This is a genomic window from Streptomyces sp. NPDC006140 (assembly GCF_040628815.1).
GTDB lineage: Bacteria > Actinomycetota > Actinomycetes > Streptomycetales > Streptomycetaceae > Streptomyces.
Genome location: NZ_JBEXTS010000006.1, coordinates 306,918 through 328,244, shown reverse-complemented (window position 1 = coordinate 328,244; position 21,327 = coordinate 306,918). Strand labels below are relative to the sequence as shown.

The following is a 21,327-nucleotide window of genomic DNA, read 5'->3' as shown; positions in this document are numbered from 1 at the left end:
TCAGACCAGATCCTCCGTCCCGGACCTGCGGATGTAGAGGGTGACCATGAGGAGGATGGCCGCCATGAGGATGAAGGAGAGTGCCGCGGCCGTCGGATAGTCGAGCACTCTGAGGAATTGCGTCTGGATGACGTTGCCGACCATGCGGGTGTCCGTGGAGCCGAGCAGATCGGCGTTGACGTAGTCACCGGCCGCCGGGATGAAGGTCAGCAGCGTGCCGGAGACGACACCCGGCATCGACAGCGGGAAGGTCACCTTGCGGAACGTCGTCCACGGGCGGGCGTACAGGTCCCCCGCCGCCTCGTGCAGCCGGCCGTCGATGCGCTCCAGCGAGGTGTAGAGCGGCAGGATCATGAACGGCAGGAAGTTGTACGTCAGGCCGCACACCACCGCGAGCGGCGTCGCGAGGACGCGGTCGCCGGCGGTCCAGCCGAGCCAGTTGGTGACGTCCAGGACGTGCAGCGTGTTGAGCGCGCCGACGACCGGGCCGCCGTCCGCGAGGATCGTCTTCCAGGCCAGGGTGCGGATCAGGAAGCTGGTGAAGAACGGCGCGATCACCAGGATCATGATCAGGTTCCGCCAGCGGCCCGCCCGGAAGGCGATCAGATACGCCAGCGGGTAGCCCAGCAGCAGGCACAGGATCGTCGCCGTGCCCGCGTAGAGCACCGAGCGGACGAACTGCGGCCAGTACGCCGACAGGGCGTCCCAATAGGTGGCGAAGTGCCAGGTGACCTTGTAGCCCGTCTCCAGTGAGCCCGTCTGCACGGACGTGGAGGCCTGGTAGATCATCGGCAGCGCGAAGAACAGCAGCAGCCAGAGGATGCCGGGCAGCAGCAGCCAGTACGGCGTGAAGCGGCCTCTGCGCTTCGGCGGCTTCGGTTCGGGCGCCTCGGGCGCGAGCGGCGGTGGCGCCTCGGTGAGTGTGCTCATCAGACCGCCTCTTCCACTCCGGCCTCGGCGTCCTGGGCGGCGTCCAGGCCGAAGGTGTGGGCCGGGTTCCAGTGCAGGACGACCTCGGCGCCCGGCACCAGCCGCGGGTCGCGGTCGATGTTCTGGGCGTAGACCTCGAAGTCGGCGCAGACCGGGCTGTCGACTACGTACTGCGTCGAGACGCCGATGAAGCTGGAGTCCGCGATCCGGCCGGTGATGCGGTTGCGGCCCGCCGGGATCTCGCCGGCGTCGTCGGCGTGGGTGAGGGCGATCTTCTCCGGGCGGACCCCGGCCAGCACCTTGCCGCCGGTGCCCGTGGGCGCCGAGCAGCGCGCCTCGGGCAGGACCAGCTTGCCGCCGCCCGCCTTCAGCACGATCTCCTCGCCGCTCCTGGAGTCGACCTCGGCCTCGATGAAGTTCGAGGTGCCGAGGAAGTTGGCGACGAACGTGGTGCGCGGGTTCTCGTACAGGTCGGCCGGGGAGCCGAGCTGCTCGACGCGGCCCGCGTTCATCACGGCGACCGTGTCGGCCATGGTCATGGCCTCCTCCTGGTCGTGCGTGACGTGGATGAAGGTGATGCCGACCTCGGTCTGGATGCGCTTGAGCTCCAGCTGCATCTGGCGGCGCAGCTTCAGGTCGAGGGCGCCGAGCGGCTCGTCGAGCAGGAGCACCTTGGGGTGGTTGATCAGCGCGCGCGCCACGGCGACGCGCTGCTGCTGGCCGCCGGAGAGCTGGTGCGGCTTCTTGCGGGCCTGCTCGCCGAGCTGGACGAGGTCGAGCATCTCCTCGACCTGCTTCTTCACCGACTTAAGACCGCGCCGGCGCAGCCCGAAGGCGACGTTCTCGAAGATGTCGAGGTGCGGGAAGAGGGCGTAGGACTGGAAGACGGTGTTCACCGGCCGCTTGTACGGCGGGAGGGCCGTCACGTCCTGGTCGCCCAGGAAGACGCTGCCGGCGGAGGGTTCCTCCAGCCCGGCGATCATGCGCAGGGTGGTGGTCTTGCCGCAGCCGGAGGCGCCGAGCAGGGCGAAGAAGGAGCCCTGCGGGACGGTCAGGTCGAGCGGGTGGACGGCGGTGAAGGCGCCGTAGGTCTTGGCTATGCCGGTGAGGCGGACGTCGCCGCCCTGGTCGGTGGTGTTCGTCATGGTGGTCACGCCCCCGTCAGCTTCGCGAACTTCTCTTCGAACTCGGTCTCTTCCTTCGAGCTCAGCGAGCGGAAGGCGTGCGACTTGGCCGCCATGGCCCTGTCGGGGATGATCAGCGGGTTGTTCGCCGCGTCCTCGTCGATCTTCGCCAGCTCGGCCTTCACGCCGTCGACGGGGCACACGTAGTTGATGTACGCGGCGAGTTCGGCGGCGGGCTTCGGCTCGTAGTAGAAGTCGATGAGCCGCTCGGCGTTCGTCTTGTGCCGGGCCTTGTTGGGGATCAGCAGGTTGTCCGTGGACGTCATGTAGCCGCTGTCGGGGATGAGGAAGTCGATGTCGGGGCTGTCCGCCTTGAGCTGGACGACGTCACCGGCCCAGGCGACGCAGGCCGCGAAGTCGCCGCTGGTCAGGTCCGAGGTGTAGTCGTTGCCGGTGAAGCGGCGGATCTGGCCCTTGTCGACGGCCTTCTGCAGGCGGGCGATGGCCGCGTCGTAGTCGTCGGCCGTGAACGTCGCCGGATCCTTGCCCATGTCGAGCAGCGTCATCCCGACGCTGTCGCGCATCTCCGAGAGGAAGCCGACCCGGCCCTTGAGCCTGGGGTTGTCGAGCAGGTCCGATATCGACTTCACCTCGACACCGTCGAGGGCCTTCTTGTTGTACGCGATGACCGTCGAGATGCCCTGCCAGACGTACGAGTAGGCGCGGCCCGGGTCCCAGTCGGGGCTGCGGAACTGGGCGGACAGGTTGGCGTAGGCGTGCGGCAGGTTGGAGGGGTCGAGCTTCTGCACCCAGCCGAGGCGGATGAGCCGCCCGGCCAGCCAGTCGGTGAGGACGATCAGGTCGCGGCCGGTGTCCTGGCCCGCGGCGAGCTGCGGCTTGATCTTGCCGAAGAACTCGTTGTTGTCGTTGATGTCCTCGGTGTACCTGACCTTGATGCCGGTGCGCTTGGTGAACTGCTCCAGCGTCGGGTGGTGCTTGCCGCTGTCGTCGACGTCCATGTACTCGGTCCAGTTGGAGAAGTTCACGGTCTTCTCCTTGGCCGAGCGGTCCTCTGCGGAGACGCCGCCCTGCGACTGACCGGCCGCCGGGATGCCGCAGGCGCTCAAGCTCCCGAGACCGCCGACGGCGAGCGCGCCGCCCGCGGAGGCGCGCAGCAGGGACCGCCGGGTGAGGGCGGCCCTGCCGTTGGTGAAGCTGCGCCGCCGGGCGGCCACTTGGGCCGGGGAGAGGCGGTCGGGCTCGTACTGCTCCATGCGCGTGGTGCCCTTTCGGAGGGTGGGCGGCCGCTGGTCAGGCGGCCTGATACGGCTAGCGGTCCCCGAAGACGGTGCGGTGCCAGTCCTTCGCGGCCACCGCGGTGTTGTCGAACATGACGTGCTTGATCTGGGTGTACTCCTCGAACGAGTACGTTGACATGTCTTTGCCGTAGCCGGAGGACCGGTAGCCGCCGTGCGGCATCTCGCTGATGATCGGGATGTGGTCGTTGACCCATACGCAGCCGGCCTTGATCTCGCGCGTGGCCCGGTTGGCCCGGTACACGTCCCGGCTCCAGGCGGAGGCGGCCAGCCCGTACGGGGTGTCGTTGGCGAGCGCGATCCCCTCGTCGTCGGTGTCGAACGGCAGCACGACCAGGACCGGTCCGAAGATCTCGGACTGCACGACCTCGCTGTCCTGCGGCGCGTCGGCGATCAGGGTGGGACGGTAGTAGGCGCCCTGGGCGAGTTCGCCCCCGGGTGCCTCGCCGCCGGTCACCACGCGCGCGTAGGCCCGCGCCCGGTCGACGAAACCGGCGACCCGGTCGCGCTGGACGTGCGAGATCAGCGGCCCGAGGTCGGTCCCGGCGGCGAAGGGGTCGCCGAGCCGGACGGTCTCCATGAGCGCGGCGGTCCGCGCCACGAAGTCCTCGTACAGCGGCCGCTGCACGTACGCGCGCGTGGCGGCCGTGCAGTCCTGCCCGGTGTTGATGAGCGCGCCCGCGACCGCGCCGTGGGCGGCGGCCTCCGGGTCGGCGTCGTCGAAGACCACGAACGGCGCCTTGCCGCCGAGTTCCAGGTGGAGGCGCTTGACGGTGGCGGTGGCGATCTCGGCGACTCGCTTGCCGACGGCGGTGGAGCCGGTGAAGGAGGTCATGGCCACGTCGGGGTGGCCGACGAGGTGTTCCCCGGCCTCCTTGCCGGTGCCGGTGACGATGTTGATCACGCCGTCCGGGATCCCGGCGTCCGTGGCCGCCTGGGCGAAGAGCAGCGAGGTCAGCGGGGTGAGCTCGGCGGGCTTCAGGACGATGGTGTTGCCCGCGGCGATCGCCGGGAGGATCTTCCAGGCGGCCATCTGCAACGGGTAGTTCCAGGGCGCGATCGACCCGACGACCCCGATGGGCTCGCGCCGGACGTACGAGGTGTGGTCGCCGGAGTACTCGCCGGCGGACTGCCCCTGCAGCAGCCGTGCGGCTCCGGCGAAGAAGGCGGTGTTGTCGATGGTGCCCGGGACGTCGAACTCCCGGCTCAGCTTCAGCGGCTTGCCGCACTGGAGCGACTCGGCGCGGGCGAAGTCGTCGGCCCGGTCGGCCAGGACCGCGGCGAACCGGTGCAGGGCGTCGGACCGCTCGCCGGGCGTGGTCCCCGCCCAGCCGGGGAAGGCCTCGCGGGCGGCGGCGACGGCCCGGTCGACGTCGGCCGTGCTCGCGAGCTCGTAGCGCAGCACCTCCTCGCCGGACGCCGGGTCGACGACCGCGTGCGTACGGCCGGAGGTGCCCCTGGTCAGGCGGCCCGCGATGTACTGCGCGCCCTCCTGGAAGCACTCCTCGGCCGGGAATCGGTCCGGGGTGGCGGTACCCGGGTTGTGCATGTCGCTCTCCTCCGTGTCCCCGCGAGGGGGCCGGCGTGGCTCAGGCTCGATTTGAGTGCCGATCCTGACAGAGGGATGGGACTCCAACAAGGGATTCCGTTGTTGATTTTTGGTTACGCGACGGAATCTGTCGACCAGGTGGCGAGTCCGCCGGGAAAAGGCGGGACGCTGTGTCAGTGGTGGCTGCCAGACTCGCCCGCATGGAGAAGATCACGGGGGCGGTCGGTTCGCGGGAGGCCCTGATCAGGGCGGTCCGCGCCGGCGCCAAGGTCGAGTATCTGCACTTCTGGGGGCACCGGCCGCGGCCCGACGGCCGGATCGGGCCGAGCTGTCTGAGCCAGTGGTGGCCGTCGCCCTTCACGGTGGACGGCGTGGAGTACGCGACGGCCGAGCACTGGATGATGGCCGGCAAGGCCCGGCTCTTCGAGGACGCGGCGACCGAGCGTGCCGTGCTCGCGGCCGGGACTCCCGCCGCGGCGAAGAAGGCCGGGCGGCTGGTGCGCGGGTTCGACGAGGCGATATGGGCGCGGGAGCGGTTCCGGATCGTCGTGGAGGGTTCCCTCCACAAGTTCGGCGCCCATCCGGACCTGCGGGAGTTCCTGCTGAACACCGGCGACCGCGTGCTGGTCGAGGCGAGCCCCGTGGACCGCGTGTGGGGCATCGGGCTGGCGGCGGGCGACGAGGCGGCGATGGACCCGGAGCGGTGGCGGGGGCCGAATCTGCTGGGGTTCGCGCTGATGGAGGCGCGGGAGCGGCTGCGCACGGCGTGAGCGAGGGGCCGGCCCCGGGACCGGCCCCTCCGTGAGGCTTCGGTCAGGCAGCCGCGCCGAGCCCGCCCATGATGCTGGCGAACAGCAGGAAGCCCAGCAGCGGCAGGATCACGGTGGCGATGATGCCGCAGACCAGGCCGGCGGTCGCCGCGCCCTTGTTGGTGGCCTCGCCGCGGGTGGCCTTGCCGCGGCCGATGGCGCCGAAGATGATCGCCAGGATGCCCAGGACCACGCCGAAGAACCACAGCAGGAAGGTCACGCTGCACACCACGCCGATGATGCCCAGCACCAGCCCCGTGGTTCCCATGCCGTTGCTCGGCTGCGGAGGTATCCCGTAGCCGGGGGCCTGCGGGTAGCCCGCGGGCGGCGCGGCCGGGTAGCCCGGGCCGCCCTGGGGGTAGCCGTAGCCCGGGCCGGACTGCTGCGGGTAGCCGTAGCCGGGAGCCGGTTGCTGCGGAGGCTGGGACGGCGGCCCGAACCCACCGGGCGCGGGATTGGTGTTGGACATGGACGATCTCCCCTCGTTGTCAGACCAGGGAATCGTAGTGGCCAACTTCGAAGCGCCGTACGGGAGTTTCAGCGGTGGTACGGGGCGGTGGCGATCGGGGCGTGGGCGCCGTAGGGGTCGCTGTCGTACGAGTCGTCGCTGTTGATGGCGGCCGTGATGCCGACCGCGATCAGGACGATCACGGTGATGCCGAGGATGATCCCGATGATGCCCATGATCAGACCCGCCTGGGCCTGGCCGTGGTTCGTGGCCACACCGGCCTCGGCGCGCTTGCGGCCCTTGATGCCGAAGACGACGGCGAGGATGCCGGTGACCAGGGAGACCACGCCGTAGAGGCAGAACAGCGTGCAGGAGATGATGCCGAGCACCATCGCCGCTATGCCCATGCCGTTCTGCGGGGCCGGCTGCATACCGGGCCAGCCGTAGCCGGCCCCGGCCTGGTAGCCGGTCCCGCCCTGGGGGTAGCCGGGGTAGCCGTAGCCGCCGGGGGCGACCGGCGGGGGTGGGACCGCCCCGGCGCCCGTGCTGTCGAACTGGGGCGTGCCGGTGGGCGGGGTGAAGCCCGCGCTCGGCATCGAGGTGACCGTGGCCTGGTCGTGCACGGAGGACGGCGGCCCTTGGGTGGGCGGCTGGTCCTTGTCGAGCGACGGCTTGTTCTCCGGGGGCGCCCACGGGTCGTGGCCGCCGCCTGCGCCGGGCTGCGTCGGGTCCGTCATCTGTGCATCCCCCCTGGGTCGATCGTCCCGCCATGCTACGGGGCGCTTCACGCGTGTCGCAGTGCGGGTGCACGGGGGGCCGGTCGCGCGGTTCCCCGCGCCCCTGGGGGCGCCGCACCACGGCCTAGGATGAAGCCCGAGTCATCGATCAGCCGATCACCCGCGCCCGCCCGAGCCACGCTCCGGCCGGGGCGCCGTTCCGGGGAGGAACCCTTGACCGAGCATCTCGTCGACCCCCAGGCCCCACGCGACCTGAAGGCGTTCATCGCCGGACTGCCCAAGGCCGAACTGCACGTGCACCACGTGGGCTCCGCCTCCCCCCGGATCGTGTCCGAGCTGGCCGCCCGGCACCCCGACTCGAAGGTGCCGGCCGACCCCGCGGCCCTGGTCGACTACTTCACGTTCACCGACTTCGCGCACTTCATCGACGTGTACCTGTCGGTCGTCGACCTGATCCGCACCCCGGAGGACGTCCGGCTGCTGACCTATGAGGTGGCCCGGGACCTGGCCCGGCAGCAGGTGCGGTACGCCGAGCTGACCATCACGCCGTTCTCGTCCACGCGTCGCGGCATCGACGAGCGGGCCTTCATGGACGCGATCGAGGACGCCCGTAAGGCGGCCGAGGCCGAGTTCGGGACGGTGCTGCGCTGGTGCTTCGACATCCCCGGCGAGGCCGGCCTGGAGGCCGCCGAGGAGACGACCCGGCTCGCCACCGACGACCGGCTGCGCCCGGAGGGCCTGGTCTCCTTCGGACTCGGCGGTCCGGAGGTCGGCGTGCCCCGGCCGCAGTTCAAGCCCTACTTCGACCGGGCGATCGCGGCCGGGCTGCACTCCGTGCCGCACGCCGGCGAGACCACCGGCCCGGAGACGGTGTGGGACGCGCTGACGCACCTGCGGGCCGAGCGCATCGGGCACGGCACCAGCTCCGCGCAGGACCCGAAGCTGCTCGCGCACCTCGCCGAGCACCGGATCCCGCTGGAGGTGTGCCCGACCTCCAACATCGCCACGCGCGCGGTCCGCACCCTCGACGAGCACCCGATCAAGGAGTTCGTGCGGGCCGGGGTCGTCGTCACGATCAACTCCGACGACCCGCCGATGTTCGGCACCGACCTGGACAACGAGTACGCGGTCGCCGCCCGGCTCCTCGGCCTCGACGAGCGGGGCCTGGCCGACCTGGCGAAGAACGCCGTCGAGGTGTCCTTCCTGGACGACGCCGGCAAGACCAGGATCAAGGGCGAGATCGACACGTACACCGCGGGGTGGCTCGACCGGTGACGTCCTCCGCACAGCGCCCCGGACAGGCACAGCGCCCCGCGCGGGCCGTGACCGCCGTGGCCCACCGGGGCGACCCCTACCGCGTCCGCGAGAACACCGTGGCCTCGCTCAAATCCGCGCTCGGCCGGGGCGCGGACGCGGTGGAGATCGACGTACGGCTCACCCGGGACGGCGTACCGGTGCTGCTGCACGACGCGACGCTCAAGCGGCTCTGGGAGCACGAGCGGCCGGTGCTCGCGCTCTCCTTCGACGAGGTGCGCGGGCTGACCGGCGGCGGGGTGCCGACCCTGACGGAGGCGCTGGCCGCGACCGACGGGCACCGGGTGATGATCGACCTGCCCGGCTCGCCCGACGTGCGGGCGGTGCGCCGGGTCATGGATGCCGTCGGGGAGGCCTCGGCGGCGGACCGCGTCTACTACTGCGCGGGCGCCGACGCCATGCTCGCCGTGCGCGCGGCGGACCCGGACGCCGAGATCGCCCTCACCTGGACGACGCTGGCGCCGCCGCGGCCCGTGCTGCTGGAGGCGATCCGCCCGCGCTGGCTCAACTACCGCTTCTCCCTGGTGGACCGCCCGCTCGCCGACCGGGTCCACGCCGACGGCTACCTGCTGTCGGTCTGGACCCCCGACACGCGCCGCTCCATGCGGCGCCTGCTGGCCGCGGGCGTGGACTCGATCACGACCAACCGCGTCGACGTGCTGTGCGCTACACGCGCGAGCGCTGCGGCACCGTCGCCGGATCGGCCGGGGCCTCGCGGGTGACGTACTGCGGCACCGGCGCGCTGTCCGTGCCGGTGTCGCGGACGAGGCCGTAGCGCAGGGCGCCGCCCTGTCCGGGGCCCTCGTTGATGTCCTTGTCCACGGCCGCCCAGCTCGACGGGAAGACGGTCAGGCCGTAGTCGCAACCCCTTTCGTTCTGGGTGAGGGTGACGGTGCCGTCGAGGTAGAAGTACTCGTTCTGCCACATCTGCTGGGTGCCGGGCGGCAGGACGGCCCAGCCGATGTCCGGGCCGCCCATGCCGGTGGCATAGCCGTTCGGGGCGCCGGGCAGCGGGTCGTCCATCCGGCGCCAGCCGCCGGACGCCACGTGGAACAGCTTCCCCTTCAGGCCGGTCCAGCTGGGCATGACCAGCGCGCCCGGCCGGGACTTCGGCGAGATCTGCCAGCGGACCAGGACATAGCCCTGCCCGGTGAACGTCACGCTGTCGCCGCGGTGCTGCATGACCGTCTTCGGTCCGCCGGTGCTGGTGAGCCCCGACTCGGGGCGGCGCGGCAGCGCGGCGGGCCGGGCGTCCGGGTCGGGGGCGCGGTCGACGGCGTCGACGACCGTGCCGTAGAGGTCGGCCTTCTTCGACGGCGACGGCGAGGGCTCGGGGGTGGGCGGCGCGGAGGGCGACGGCGGTCCGGGGGTGGTGGCCGTCGCCGTGGGGGTGACCGCCGCCCGGGGCGGCGGGGCGTCCGGCGGCTGGGTGACGACGTAGGCGCCGCCCGCGACGATCGTCGCGCCCGCCGTCATCGCGACGGCGGGCTTGGTGAGCGCGCCCAGCAGCTTGGCGGACCAGCCGGCGGACGTGGCGGCCGCGGCCGTCTTCCCGCCGAAGGCGAGCGACAGCGTGAACCCGGCCGGCAGCGGGACCAGGGCGATGCCGACGAGGAGGCGTTCCGCCGGTACGACGGACTCGCGGGTGTCGCCGCAGTAGCCGCAGCCGCGGATGTGCCGGGCGAGCCGCTTGCGCCACACCGAGTCGGGCCTGCCGTCCCAGCGGCCGGTCAGCTCGCGCAGGTCGGGGCAGGCGCCGTCCAGGGCGCGGACGATGCCGCGCGAGGTCTCCAGGCGCTCCTTCATCCGCTGGACGCGCACGGCGGCGTGCTGCCGGGTGATACCGACGGCGTCCGCCAGTTCGCGCCGGGTCAGCTCCCCGGCGACCTCCAGCCACCACAGCGACAGCAGCTGCCGGTCCTCGTCGTCCAGCCACCGCACCGCCTCGGCGACCTCGCGCCGCTGCCCCTCCAGCTGGAGGCGCAGCACGGTCAGTTCGGCGAAGTCGGCGGCCGGTGTCTCCTGAAGCCGGTCCGCCGTCCGGCGCCGGGCCCGGTCCCGGATCTGCCGCATGGCGATCGCCACCAGCCAGGACCGGAAGCTGTCCGGGTCGCGCAGCGAGCCGAGGTTGCCGACCGCGCGCAGCATGGTCTCCTGGACGACGTCGTCGACGTCGGCGTGGCCGTTCAGGGCCCGGCCCACGATGTTGTAGACCAGCGGCAGCCAGCCCGCGACCAGCTCGTCCAGCGCCTGCCGGTCGCCGGACTGCGCCGCCGTGATGACGGCGCGCCAGTGCTGACTGTCCACGGTGCCCTCTCGACGCCTGGGTTCACTGATGTTCCGCACGCACCCTCTCAGCCGGTACCGGGGTCCTCGCCATGTCGGGGATCACATCCGGGGAGACGGCGTGAAGGTTCTCGGGATAACAGTTTTTCCTCAGACGCCCGGCACCGGGACGGCCACCGGCGCGGTCAGCGCCTCCAGCCGCTTGATCCGCTGCCGGACGACGTACAGCGGGATCACCCCGAGCACCCCGAAGGCCATGTCGATCACCGACCACCAGAAGGGGATGCCGCGGATCGGTCCGCAGATCAGGGCGAGGGGGATGATGCCGGCGCAGGCGATCATGCCGAACTCGACGACCCAGATGTTGCGGACCGGGTCGCGGTAGGGCCCGTAGAAGGCGACCGCGATCACCAGGTGCGCGAAGGCCAGCCAGTCCGTGCCGTACAGCAGGAAGGGGTACTCGGCGTCCGCCCGGTCGAGGCCGGCGCGCACCCGCCCGATCCACTCCGTCAGGCCGGGCAGGTGGTCGCCGACGGACAGCGCCCGCAACAGATCCTCGGTCCACCGCAGTTCGTGGACCAGGGGAAAGGCCGTGGCGCCACTGAGCACCAGACACACCACGAAGAAGACCAGCCACGCACGGATGCCCTTCAGCAGGGCGGCTCTGTCGCTCATGAGGCGCACTCTACGCTGCAATTGAACATGTTCAAAAACAGGGGTCCGTCCCGGACGCTCCGGGGCCCGCCTCGGGCGCCCCGGCATGCGCGAGCGGCCCCGGACGGAGAGGAACCGTCCGGGGCCGCTCGGCAGTACGGGGAGGGCTACGCGTCCAGCGACGTCATCACGTGCTTGATGCGCGTGTAGTCGTCGAAGCCGTACGCCGACAGGTCCTTGCCGTAGCCGGACTTCTTGAAGCCGCCGTGCGGCATCTCCGCGACCAGCGGGATGTGCGTGTTGATCCACACGCAGCCGAAGTCGAGCTTCTTGGACATCCGCATGGCGCGGCCGTGGTCCTTGGTCCACACCGAGGAGGCGAGCGCGTACTCCACGCCGTTGGCCCACTCCACGGCCTGGTCCTCGTCGGTGAAGGACTGCACGGTGATGACCGGGCCGAAGACCTCCTTCTGGATGATCTCGTCGTCCTGCTTCAGGCCCGAGACGACGGTCGGCGCGTAGAAGTAGCCCTTGTCGCCGACCCGCTTGCCGCCGGTCTCCACGCGCGCGTGCGCGGGCAGCCGGTCGATGAAGCCCTCGACCTGCTTGAGCTGGTTGGGGTTGTTGAGCGGCCCGTACAGCACGTCCTCGTCGTCCGGCTGCCCGGTCTTCGTCTCGGCGGCGGCCTTCGACAGCGCGGAGACGAACTCGTCGTGGATGGACTCGTGCACCAGTACGCGCGTGGCGGCCGTGCAGTCCTGGCCGGCGTTGAAGTAGCCCGCGACCGAGATGTCCTCGACGGCCTTGGCGATGTCGGTGTCCTCGAAGACCACGACCGGGGCCTTGCCGCCCAGCTCCAGGTGGACGCGCTTGACGTCCTTGGAGGCGGACTCGGCGACCTGGATGCCCGCCCGCACCGAGCCGGTGATGGAGGCCATCGCCGGGATCTCGTGCTCGACCATCATGCGGCCGGTCTCGCGGTCGCCGCAGATGACGTTGAAGACACCCTTGGGCAGGATCCCGCCGAGGATCTCCGCGATCAGGACCGTGGAGGCCGGGGTGGTGTCGGACGGCTTCAGCACGACGGTGTTGCCCGCCGCGATCGCCGGGGCGAACTTCCACACGGCCATCATCATCGGGTAGTTCCACGGAGCGACCTGCGCGCAGACGCCGACCGGCTCCCGGCGCACGATGGAGGTCAGGCCCTCCATGTACTCGCCGGCCGAGCGGCCCTCCAGCATCCGCGCCGCACCCGCGAAGAAGCGGATCTGGTCGACCATCGGCGGGATCTCCTCGGAGCGGGTCAGCCCGACCGGCTTGCCCGTGTTCTCCACCTCGGCCGCGATCAGCTCCTCGGCGCGCTCCTCGAAGGCGTCCGCGATCTTCAGCAGGGCCTTCTGGCGCTCGGCGGGCGTGGTGTCGCGCCAGCCGGGGAAAGCCTCGGCGGCCGCCGCCATCGCGGCGTCCACGTCCGCCTGCCCGGACAGCGGAGCGGTCGCGTACGCCTCGCCCGTCGCGGGATTGACCACCTCGGTGGTCCGTCCGTCGGCGGCGTCCCGGAACTCACCGCCGATGTAGTTGCGCAGACGACGCAGCTCGGTGCTCACTGCCGGCCCTCCAGTTCGGATGTCCAGTACTTGAGACACCCACCCTAGTCGGCCGGTCCACGTTTTCAACACCCCCGCTCCCATCGTTCATGCGGAATCCGCAGTCGCAGGCCATAAAAACAACGGATTTCATCGATCACGGCTTGCGGAAGTGACGAGACCTCGTGCACAGTGACCTCGTGGCCAGTCGAAGCGCAGACCAGAAGGGCTCGCGGGAGCACCGCGAGCCCTCCCGAGAGTCCAGGAACGGCAGCTCGCCCCAGCTGGACGCCGTCTCCCTCGCCATCATCGAGCAGCTCCAGGAGGACGGCCGCCGGCCGTACGCCGCCATCGGCAAGGCCGTGGGCCTGTCCGAGGCGGCCGTGCGCCAGCGCGTCCAGAAGCTGCTCGACCAGGGCGTGATGCAGATCGTCGCCGTCACGGACCCGCTCACCGTGGGCTTCCGCAGACAGGCGATGGTCGGCGTCAACGTCGAGGGCGACGTGGAGTCGGTCGCCGACGCGCTGACGGCCATGCCCGAGTGCGAGTACGTGGTGATGACCGCGGGCTCCTTCGACCTGATGGTGGAGATCGTCTGCGAGGACGACGACCACCTCCTGGACGTCATCAACAAACGCATCCGGGCCGTCCCAGGAGTGCGCTCCACCGAGAGCTTCGTCTATCTGAAGCTCAAGAAGCAGACCTACATGTGGGGAACCCGATAACCGTGAGGACCCGATAGCCGTGAGCAAGGACCTCTCCCAGTCCGCGTACGACCACCTGTGGATGCACTTCACGCGCATGTCGTCGTACGAGAAGGCCCCCGTCCCCACCATCGTCCGGGGCGAGGGCACGTACATCTACGACGACCAGGGCAAGCGCTACCTGGACGGCCTCGCCGGGCTGTTCGTGGTGCAGGCCGGGCACGGCCGCGTCGAGCTGGCCGAGACCGCCTTCAAGCAGGCACAGGAGCTGGCGTTCTTCCCCGTGTGGTCGTACGCCCACCCCAAGGCGATCGAGCTGGCCGAGCGCCTGGCCCACCACGCGCCGGGCGACCTGAACAAGGTCTTCTTCACCACCGGTGGCGGCGAGGCCGTCGAGACGGCCTGGAAGCTCGCCAAGCAGTACTTCAAGCTGGTCGGCAAGCCCACCAAGCACAAGGTCATATCCCGTGCGGTCGCCTACCACGGCACCCCGCAGGGCGCCCTGTCCATCACCGGCCTGCCGGGCCTGAAGGCCCCCTTCGAGCCGCTGGTGCCGGGCGCGCACAAGGTCCCGAACACCAACATCTACCGCGCCCCGCTCTTCGGCGACGACCCGGAGGCCTTCGGCCGCTGGGCCGCCGACCAGATCGAGCAGCAGATCCTCTTCGAGGGCCCGGACACGGTCGCCGCGGTCTTCCTGGAACCCGTGCAGAACGCGGGCGGCTGCTTCCCGCCCCCGCCCGGCTACTTCCAGCGCGTGCGCGAGATCTGCGACAGGCACGACGTGCTGCTCGTCTCCGACGAGGTCATCTGCGCCTTCGGCCGCCTGGGCACCTACTTCGCCTGCGACAAGTTCGACTACGTGCCGGACATGATCACCTGCGCCAAGGGCATGACCTCGGGCTACTCCCCGATCGGCGCCTGCATCATCTCCGACCGCCTGGCCGAGCCGTTCTACAAGGGCGACAACACCTTCCTGCACGGCTACACCTTCGGCGGCCACCCGGTCTCCGCCGCCGTGGGCCTCGCCAACCTCGACCTGTTCGAGCGCGAGAACCTCAACCAGCACGTCCTGGACAACGAGGGCAACTTCCGCGCCACCCTGGAGAAGCTCCACGACCTGCCGATCGTCGGCGACGTCCGCGGCAACGGCTTCTTCTACGGCATCGAACTCGTCAAGGACAAGGCCACCAAGGAGTCCTTCGACGCCGACGAGACCGAGCGCGTCCTGTACGGCTTCCTCTCCAAGAAGCTGTACGAGAACGGCCTGTACTGCCGGGCCGACGACCGCGGCGACCCGGTCGTCCAGCTCGCCCCGCCGCTTATCTCGGACCAGTCGACGTTCGACGAGATCGAGCAGATCCTGCGCGCCACGCTGTCGGAGGCGTGGACGAAGCTCTGACCCGCCGACGCCCGCCGACGCCCGCCGGCGCCCGCCGGCGCCCCCCGCGTCGCTCCGATCGTCTGCCTGGATGATCAACACCGGCCCCGGTGCCGCCCGTTCGAGTGAGAAACGGCGGCCCGGGGCCGCGTGCTGTCCGGCGCCGAGTCGCCTTCTGCCTAGCGTGCCCAGTGACCGATCGGCCCTGCCTTCGTTCCCCCGCACGGGGGATGGCACGGGAACTACGGATCTGAACCGAGGTGTGTGCCCATGGAGGCCAAGCCGGACGACGACGTGCTCTGGGCACGCGCCCTGCACTTCCAGCACGACGACGGCTCGCCCGCGCTCAGCGGTGTCTCGCTCGGCGTCCGGGAGGGCGAGATCCTGGCCGTCAGCGGCCCGCGCGGCAGCGGCAAGACGACCCTGCTGCGGTGCCTGTCCGGCCTGGTGCCCGTGCGGCGCGGCGAGGTCTGGTTCAACAGCGTGCCCGTGCACACGATGGGCCCGCTCACCCGGGAACGGCTGCGTCGCGACCGCTTCGGCTGGATCGACCCGGCCCCCTCCCTGGTGCCGGAGCTCAACGCCTGGGAGAACACCGCCCTGCCGCTGATGCTGCGCGGCACCAGCCGGCGCCGCGCGAAGACCGCCGCCCTGGAGTGGCTGGAGCGCCTCGACATCGGTGACGGCGCCCGCAAGCGCCCGCACCAGCTGGTCCAGGCCGAGCGCCAGCGGGTCTGCATCGCCCGCGCCCTCGCCCCCGCCCCCTCGGTGCTGTTCGCGGACGAGCCCACGGCCCCGCTGCACCGCGCCGACCGCGCCCACGTCCTGCGCACCCTCACCACGGCGGCCCGCTCCCACGGCATCACCGTCGTCCTGGCCACCCACGACCCCGACACCGCGGCGCTCGCCGACCGCACGGTGTCGCTGCTCGACGGGCGCCGCGTGCAGACGGTGCACCTGCCGCCGGTCGCCGAGACCGCCGAGCCGGAAGGCCGGGCCGCGTGCTCGCTCTCCGTCTGACCCGCGGCGCCCACCCCGCCGTCCAGCTGCGCCGCCTCCTGGTCGCGGCGGCCTCGGCGGGCACGAGCTTCCTGTTGCTGTGCGCCCTGGGCCACGCCCTCGGCCACCCCGGCGCCACCGGCGAGTCCCTGATGCGGCTGGCGTGGTGCGCGGCCCCGCTGGCCGCCACGATCTACTTCGCCGTCGCGGTGGCGCGCACCGACCCCGCCACGAAACCCCGGCCCGGCCTCTCCGCGATCGGCCTCGGCCCGCTGCGGCTGATGGTCGTCTCGGCGGCGACGACGGCCCTGTCCTGCACGCTCGGCTCCATGCTGGCCCTGCTCGTCTTCCTGCATCTGCGGGGCGACCTGTCGGGCCTGCCCTTCGACGGGGCGGCCGCCGGGCCCCTCGCCTCCGACCAGCCGCTGCCGCTGGCGGGCACCCTGACGCTGCTCGGGATCGTGCCCTTCGGGGCGTCGGCGGCCGTGGCGCTGGCACTGCGGCCGAGGGAGGCGACACCGGCGGCGCCCCGGACGCCCCGGACGCCCGGGATCTACGGCCGCTTCGGCGCGTACCGCCGTGAGAGCAAGCGCGAGACCTTCGGGGCGTACGGCAGGTTCGGACGGCAGATCGTCCGGCCCACGCCCGGCCAGTCCACCGGCTCCGCGCCGCAGGACAGCCCGCCGCAGGCCCGCACGGGCGAAGGGGCTTCGGCGGCGACCGCCGCCGGTTCCGGTCCCGGTTCTGTCTCTGGCACCGGCACCGGCACCGGCACCGGCACGGGCACCGGCTCTGCCTCCGGCAAGGGCTCCGGTTCTGCCCCCGGCAGCGGCAGCGGCTCCGCCAGTACGGTGAGCGCGCTCGCGGACCCGGCGGCACGCGACGCGGTGAGCGCGGTGATCCCGTACGGCGACCCGGCCCGCCACCCGGCCGCGCCGGCACCGGGGGACGCTGCCCGGCCCGACGGTGATCCCGCCCGGCACACGGCGGCACCCGGCCCCGGCACCCCCGACAGCGATCCGGCCCGGCACCGCGCGACATCCAACCCCGGCGACTCCGAGGACGCCCCCGCCCGGCACCCGGCGACATCCGACCCCGGCACCCCCGACAGCGCCCCCACCCGACACCCGCTGAACACCGCCCGCCCCGCCCGACACCCGCAGGCGCCGGACCAGCTGAACACCGCCCGGAACGCACAGGCGCCGGACCCGGTGAGCACGCCACGCCCCGACGGGACGCCCGCCCAGCGGTCCGCCCCGTCCGCGACCGCAACGCGCGGCGCCGACCACCCCACCGCTGCCCCCTCCCCGACCCCGACGCGCGGCGCCGACGACCCCGACGCCCTCGCGGCGGCGCTGCCGGACCCGCCCGGGACCGGCGGTTCTCCCACCTCCGCCCCCACTGGTCTCCCCTGGGGCATCACCCTCCTGGCCGCGGGCCTCGCCGTGGAGACCTACACGAGCCGCACCGCCCCGACCGCCCCCGACCTCACCTTCTCCGGCGCCTCCCCCGGCGTCCTGGCCGGCTGGGCGCTGGCCGCCGTCGGCCTGGCCCTGGCGGGCCCGGGCCTGACGCACCTGTGCGGACGCCTGCTCCAGTCGGCCCGCCCCGGCGCCCTGCGGCTGCTGGCCGGCCGCATCCTCATGGCCGAGGCCGGCCGCATCGGCCGCCCCCTGGGCGTCGTCAGCGCGGTCCTGTCGGCCGCGTGGGCCATGGCACTGCTGCACGCCCCGGACGGACTGTCGCTCGGCCCGCTCACCACCCTCGGCGTGCTCCTCGTGACCGGCTGCACCGTGGGCACGCTCCTCACGGCCGCCGTCGAGACCCGGCAGGCCCGCGCCGACACCACCGCCGCGCTGCTGCGCCTCGGCGCCCCCGCGACGATGCTCCGCGGCGCCGCCGCCCTGCGCGCGGGCGCCCTGCTCGCCCTGTTCGGCCCGCTCACCCTGACGGTCGCCGAGCTGGCGGCACTCCCGCTGGCCCGCTGAAGCGCGCCCGACGGCCACCGGAAGCCCGCCGAAACCCCGCCAGAACCCCGCCGAGAAAATCCGTACGAAAAAAATCTTCGAACGGCGATGAGTTCCGCTCCGTACCCCGGTCTATCCCCGCGTAACGACACGGACCCGATGGGAGAGACCCGCATGTACCAGCAGATGATCTTCGTGAACCTGTGCGTCAACGACCTCGACGCCTCCAAGAAGTTCTTCACGGAGCTCGGCTACTCGATCAACGAGCAGTTCAGCGACGACACGGCCGCCTCGGTCGTGATCAGCGACACCATCGTCGTGATGGTGCTCACGAAGGAGAAGTACGCCCAGTTCACCAAGAAGGAGATCGCGGACCCGAAGCGGACCAGCGAGGTGCTGATCGCGCTGAGCGCCGAGAGCCGCGAGAAGGTCGACGAACTGGTCGAGAAGGCGGTCGCGGCGGGCGGCTCCGTCAGCGGCGAGACCCAGGACCTCGGCTTCATGTACGGCCGCTCCTTCGACGACCCGGACGGCCACACCTTCGAGGTCGTGTGGATGGACCCGTCGGCCATCGAGGGCTGAGACGTGGCTGTGCCAGCATGGGCGGGTGCAGACGATGCCCGCCCATGCGGCCCCCCACGACGACCGTGAGATCGAGACGCTCGAGGAGTTCGACGCCACCGTCTCGGCGCGCGGCACACTCGCCGGCCACCGCGTCCAGGCCGTCGACCTGACGGACCGTACGCGCGAACTGCTCGGCACGGACACCGCGGGCGCGGTCTTCCTCGGCTGCGCGATGCGCGAGGACGCGGCCGCGAAGATCCGCGCCGACGGCGCCCTGGTCTTCCCGCCCGTCCCGGACCTGCCCTTCGACCCGTACCGCGGCCATGTCTACACGCCGGACGAGCTGTTCGCGTCGCTGGCGGACGGCTACGAGGCCACCCCCGACGCCCAGGCGTACGCCTGGTTCCAGCGCACGAAGGCGGACCGGGACATCTACGCCTCCATGTTGCGCTCGGTCCACGACGACTCCGTCTCCGACGCCCTCGACGAACTCCTGTCCGGCGCCCGGGTGGTGGGCGTGATGGGCGGCCACGCGATGGCCCGCGGCACGCGGGAGTACGCCGGTGCCGCCCGGCTCGGACGCGAGCTGGCCCGGGCCGGTTTCACGGTCGCCACCGGAGGCGGCCCGGGCGCGATGGAGGCGGCGAACCTCGGCGCGTACGCCGCCCCGTTCAGCGAGGACATGCTCACCGAGTCGCTCGAACTGCTCGCCAAGGCACCGCGGTTCACCCCGTCGATCACCCAGTGGGCGACGGCCGCCTTCGAGATACGCGGCCGCTGGCCGCGGGGCGGCCGTTCCGTCGGCATCCCGACCTGGTTCTACGGCCACGAGCCGCCGAACGCCTTCGCGTCCCACATCGCCAAGTACTTCGCCAACGCCACCCGCGAGGACGGCCTGCTGGCCCGGTCGAACGCGGGTGTGGTGTTCCTGCCGGGCGCCGCCGGGACCGTACAGGAGATCTTCGACAACGCGACGCCCAACTACTACGAGTCGCGCGGCGAGCCGACGCCCATGGTGCTCGTGGACCGGGCGCACTGGACGGAGAAGCTGCCGACGTGGCCGCTGCTCCGGTCGCTGGCGCAGGGGCGGTCGATGGAGGCGCGGATCGCGCTGGTCGACCGGATCGAGGAGGCGCCCGAGGCGTTGAAACGTCTCGGCGGTTAATAAGCTGGCAAAGCAAGTGCTTGCACCCTGCATATGCGTTGACACTACTTATGCGGCGCTTATAGACCTGTGAGCCTCCCGGTAGTGCTGATGTTCCGTCAACACTGCCTCCAACCCCCCGCATTACGTATCCTGTAAAGGACAAACGTGGCAGTTCTGTCCGTATCCCGCCGTACGGCCTCGCGCCGTACCGTCGCTCGCTCCCTGCGCGTCCTCGGTGTCGCCTCGGCGTCGGCCGCGCTCGCGCTCGGTGCCGCCGGCAACGCGCTCGCCTGCAACATCAACGAGTTCTCCGCCGAGGCGAAGTGCGACGGCGACAAGGGCGTCATCACCGTCACCGACGTGGACCCCGCCGGCGTCCCGGCCACGGTCACCGTGTACCTGCAGAACAACGGCGCCGACGCCAAGAAGGTCGGCGAGCAGGTCGTCAAGGGCTCGCGCGAGGGCACCACCATCACCTTCGCCGAGGAGTGGAAGCCGAACGCGGAGTACCGCATCCACGTCAAGGCCACTCCGTACGTCGACGAGGACATCAAGCCGAACCTCGTCACCCCGGCCACGGCCTGCAAGAAGGAGGAGGAGCCCCCGGCGTCGACTCCGCCGGCCACGCCGACCCCGTCGGCCTCCCCGTCGAAGCCGGCCGAGGACACCGGCACCCCGGCTCCGACGCCGTCGGAGAGCGAGAGCACCACGCCGGCGGGCAACGCGCCCGCCCCGGCGGCCGGTGACTCGAACCTCGCCGAGACCGGTGCCGACTCCAACACCGGCATCATCGCCGGCATCGCGGCGGCCCTGGTCGTCGTCGGTGGCGGTGCGGTGTTCTTCGGCATGCGCCGCCGCGGCGCGAAGAGCGACAGCTGACGCTCCGCCGACCAAGACGTGGCCCGTCCCCCGACCAGGGGGCGGGCCACGTCCCGTCTCCGCCCGGCCAGGAGACAGCTCCACCGGGCCAGGAGACGGGTGGCGGCTTCCCGGCTCAGCCGAACGTCGCCCGTTCCAGCCAGAACTCCAGCAGCTCCTGGTCGCCCAGGACCTCCAACTCCTTCGCGTCCAGCGGCAGTCGGCGGTAGAACGCGAGCAGCACGGAGGTGAGCGGTCCGCGCAGGGCGACCGTGGCCTTCTCATGCCCCCGGCGCCAGGAGACACCGTCCTCGGTCAGCTCTATCAGCCACTCCGCGTCAAGCTCGGGCCGGGCGTCGGTGGCGTGCAGATGGATGCTCCGGACCGGGCCGCGCAGTTCCCGCACCGCGTCGTCCGGCGCGGTCCGCTGCACGTACTCCACGATCTGCAGCCACTCGTCGATCGCGTCGGCGGCCACCTCGGGCGCGACATCGTAGGGCAGCCCGGCGGCGAGGGCCGCGTCGGCGCGGTGCACGGTGATCTCGTGCGTCACCCGGCGGGCCCAGAATCCGCAGCTGAGGTCCCCCGCCCAGCTCCACACGCCGGTGTCCGGCCCGGCCTCCCGCAGTGCGGCGACGACCTGCTCACCGCTCTCCGCCAGCCATGCGTCCAGGGCGGCGGCGTCACCCCGCGCCTCCGGCCCGGCGAAGCCCGGCACCCCCTCCTCGGGCACCTCCTCCTGGGCCCGCGTCCGCACGATGAGCTCCACCCAGCGCAGGGCACCGCCCAGGTGCCGGACCAGGTCCTCCAGCGACCAGTCCGGGCAGGTCGGCACGGTGCCGGACAGATCGGCCCCGGAGGTCACCACCGACCTCAACAGGCCCACCTGGTGGGCGATTTCGTCGCAGTAGCGATCGTGTGCGAGCTGAGTCATGCCCGCACCCTAAGCCGTCG

The 21,327-nt window shown here is 71.7% G+C and carries 18 protein-coding genes and 3 pseudogenes; 11 read left to right on the top strand and 10 right to left on the bottom strand.

Features of this window, described 5'->3' with window-relative positions:
• Genes ABZ386_RS18995 through ABZ386_RS18980 form a run of 4 tightly spaced genes read right to left on the bottom strand, consistent with a single transcriptional unit; the run spans position 1 to position 4,919 of the window.
• Positions 1-930: an ABC transporter permease gene (locus ABZ386_RS18995; protein WP_351341370.1), complete on the bottom strand. Its 930-nt coding sequence runs from the start codon at positions 928-930 to the stop codon at positions 1-3.
• The gene (locus ABZ386_RS18990) at positions 930-2,084 is read right to left on the bottom strand and encodes an ABC transporter ATP-binding protein (RefSeq protein ID WP_355718033.1); all 1,155 of its coding nucleotides are present in this window, start codon (positions 2,082-2,084) and stop codon (positions 930-932) included. The genes ABZ386_RS18995 and ABZ386_RS18990 overlap by 1 nt, the downstream gene beginning before the upstream one ends.
• Positions 2,081-3,328, bottom strand: a complete 1,248-nt coding sequence (locus ABZ386_RS18985) for a spermidine/putrescine ABC transporter substrate-binding protein (protein WP_358965222.1) — start codon at positions 3,326-3,328, stop codon at positions 2,081-2,083. Before ABZ386_RS18985 ends, ABZ386_RS18990 begins: the two co-directional genes overlap by 4 nt.
• A gap of 55 nt (positions 3,329-3,383) precedes the next feature.
• Entirely contained in the window at positions 3,384-4,919 is a 1,536-nt protein-coding gene (locus tag ABZ386_RS18980; RefSeq protein WP_358965220.1) for a gamma-aminobutyraldehyde dehydrogenase, read from the bottom strand.
• Positions 4,920-5,119: 200 nt separating this feature from the next.
• On the opposite strand from ABZ386_RS18980, the gene ABZ386_RS18975 reads away from it, so the two are divergent.
• Positions 5,120-5,689: an NADAR family protein gene (locus ABZ386_RS18975; protein ID WP_358965218.1), complete on the top strand. Its 570-nt coding sequence runs from the start codon at positions 5,120-5,122 to the stop codon at positions 5,687-5,689.
• Between the two features lie 43 nt (positions 5,690-5,732).
• Here the strand turns inward: ABZ386_RS18975 and ABZ386_RS18970 are convergent, their stop codons facing one another.
• Positions 5,733-6,197: a DUF4190 domain-containing protein gene (locus ABZ386_RS18970; protein ID WP_356522564.1), complete on the bottom strand. Its 465-nt coding sequence runs from the start codon at positions 6,195-6,197 to the stop codon at positions 5,733-5,735.
• Between the two features lie 68 nt (positions 6,198-6,265).
• Positions 6,266-6,913, bottom strand: coding sequence for a DUF4190 domain-containing protein (locus tag ABZ386_RS18965; RefSeq protein WP_351341352.1), 648 nt, complete (start codon positions 6,911-6,913; stop codon positions 6,266-6,268).
• Between the two features lie 143 nt (positions 6,914-7,056).
• Between ABZ386_RS18965 and ABZ386_RS18960 the strand changes: the two are divergent.
• Together ABZ386_RS18960 and ABZ386_RS18955 are read left to right on the top strand one after the other, a co-directional pair.
• Positions 7,057-8,188 (top strand): annotated as a pseudogene (locus tag ABZ386_RS18960) (adenosine deaminase).
• The gene (locus ABZ386_RS18955) at positions 8,185-8,949 is read left to right on the top strand and encodes a glycerophosphodiester phosphodiesterase (protein WP_351341349.1); all 765 of its coding nucleotides are present in this window, start codon (positions 8,185-8,187) and stop codon (positions 8,947-8,949) included. Before ABZ386_RS18960 ends, ABZ386_RS18955 begins: the two are co-directional and overlap by 4 nt.
• Here ABZ386_RS18955 and ABZ386_RS18950 read toward each other — a convergent pair.
• The 3 genes from ABZ386_RS18950 to ABZ386_RS18940 all read right to left on the bottom strand — a co-directional run bounded on the left by ABZ386_RS18950 (position 8,894) and on the right by ABZ386_RS18940 (position 12,774).
• Complete coding sequence (locus ABZ386_RS18950) at positions 8,894-10,534, bottom strand: sigma-70 family RNA polymerase sigma factor (protein WP_358965216.1); 1,641 nt, start codon at positions 10,532-10,534, stop codon at positions 8,894-8,896. The two genes, ABZ386_RS18955 and ABZ386_RS18950, sit on opposite strands and share 56 nt — an antisense overlap.
• A 129-nt stretch (positions 10,535-10,663) precedes the next feature.
• Positions 10,664-11,188, bottom strand: coding sequence for a hypothetical protein (locus ABZ386_RS18945; RefSeq protein ID WP_351341343.1), 525 nt, complete (start codon positions 11,186-11,188; stop codon positions 10,664-10,666).
• 146 nt (positions 11,189-11,334) lie between these two features.
• Positions 11,335-12,774, bottom strand: coding sequence for a gamma-aminobutyraldehyde dehydrogenase (locus tag ABZ386_RS18940; RefSeq protein ID WP_351341340.1), 1,440 nt, complete (start codon positions 12,772-12,774; stop codon positions 11,335-11,337).
• A gap of 164 nt (positions 12,775-12,938) precedes the next feature.
• Here ABZ386_RS18940 and ABZ386_RS18935 point away from each other — a divergent pair, with 164 nt between their 5' ends.
• The 8 genes and pseudogenes from ABZ386_RS18935 to ABZ386_RS18900 all read left to right on the top strand — a co-directional run bounded on the left by ABZ386_RS18935 (position 12,939) and on the right by ABZ386_RS18900 (position 20,394).
• Positions 12,939-13,478 carry an Lrp/AsnC family transcriptional regulator gene (locus ABZ386_RS18935; protein WP_351341337.1) on the top strand — a complete coding sequence of 180 codons (540 nt, stop codon included), beginning with the start codon at positions 12,939-12,941 and terminating at the stop codon, positions 13,476-13,478.
• A gap of 19 nt (positions 13,479-13,497) precedes the next feature.
• Positions 13,498-14,859 (top strand): aspartate aminotransferase family protein, encoded by a 1,362-nt coding sequence (locus ABZ386_RS18930; protein WP_351341335.1) that lies wholly within the window; start codon positions 13,498-13,500, stop codon positions 14,857-14,859.
• 249 nt (positions 14,860-15,108) lie between these two features.
• Entirely contained in the window at positions 15,109-15,858 is a 750-nt protein-coding gene (locus ABZ386_RS18925; protein WP_351341332.1) for an ATP-binding cassette domain-containing protein, read from the top strand.
• Positions 15,840-16,469: pseudogene (locus ABZ386_RS18920) on the top strand (hypothetical protein); the annotation flags it as partial. The gene ABZ386_RS18925 and the pseudogene ABZ386_RS18920, both read left to right, overlap by 19 nt.
• A gap of 750 nt (positions 16,470-17,219) precedes the next feature.
• Positions 17,220-17,825 (top strand): annotated as a pseudogene (locus ABZ386_RS18915) (hypothetical protein); the annotation flags it as partial.
• A gap of 153 nt (positions 17,826-17,978) precedes the next feature.
• On the top strand, positions 17,979-18,386 hold the full coding sequence (locus ABZ386_RS18910) for a VOC family protein (protein ID WP_351341329.1): 408 nt from the start codon (positions 17,979-17,981) through the stop codon (positions 18,384-18,386).
• 25 nt (positions 18,387-18,411) lie between these two features.
• Positions 18,412-19,533 (top strand): LOG family protein, encoded by a 1,122-nt coding sequence (locus ABZ386_RS18905; protein WP_356506094.1) that lies wholly within the window; start codon positions 18,412-18,414, stop codon positions 19,531-19,533.
• Positions 19,534-19,680: 147 nt separating this feature from the next.
• Positions 19,681-20,394 (top strand): LAETG motif-containing sortase-dependent surface protein, encoded by a 714-nt coding sequence (locus ABZ386_RS18900; RefSeq protein WP_351341323.1) that lies wholly within the window; start codon positions 19,681-19,683, stop codon positions 20,392-20,394.
• Between the two features lie 115 nt (positions 20,395-20,509).
• Here ABZ386_RS18900 and ABZ386_RS18895 read toward each other — a convergent pair whose 3' ends face one another.
• Entirely contained in the window at positions 20,510-21,307 is a 798-nt protein-coding gene (locus tag ABZ386_RS18895; RefSeq protein WP_351341320.1) for a maleylpyruvate isomerase family mycothiol-dependent enzyme, read from the bottom strand.
• Positions 21,308-21,327: the final 20 nt, after the last annotated feature.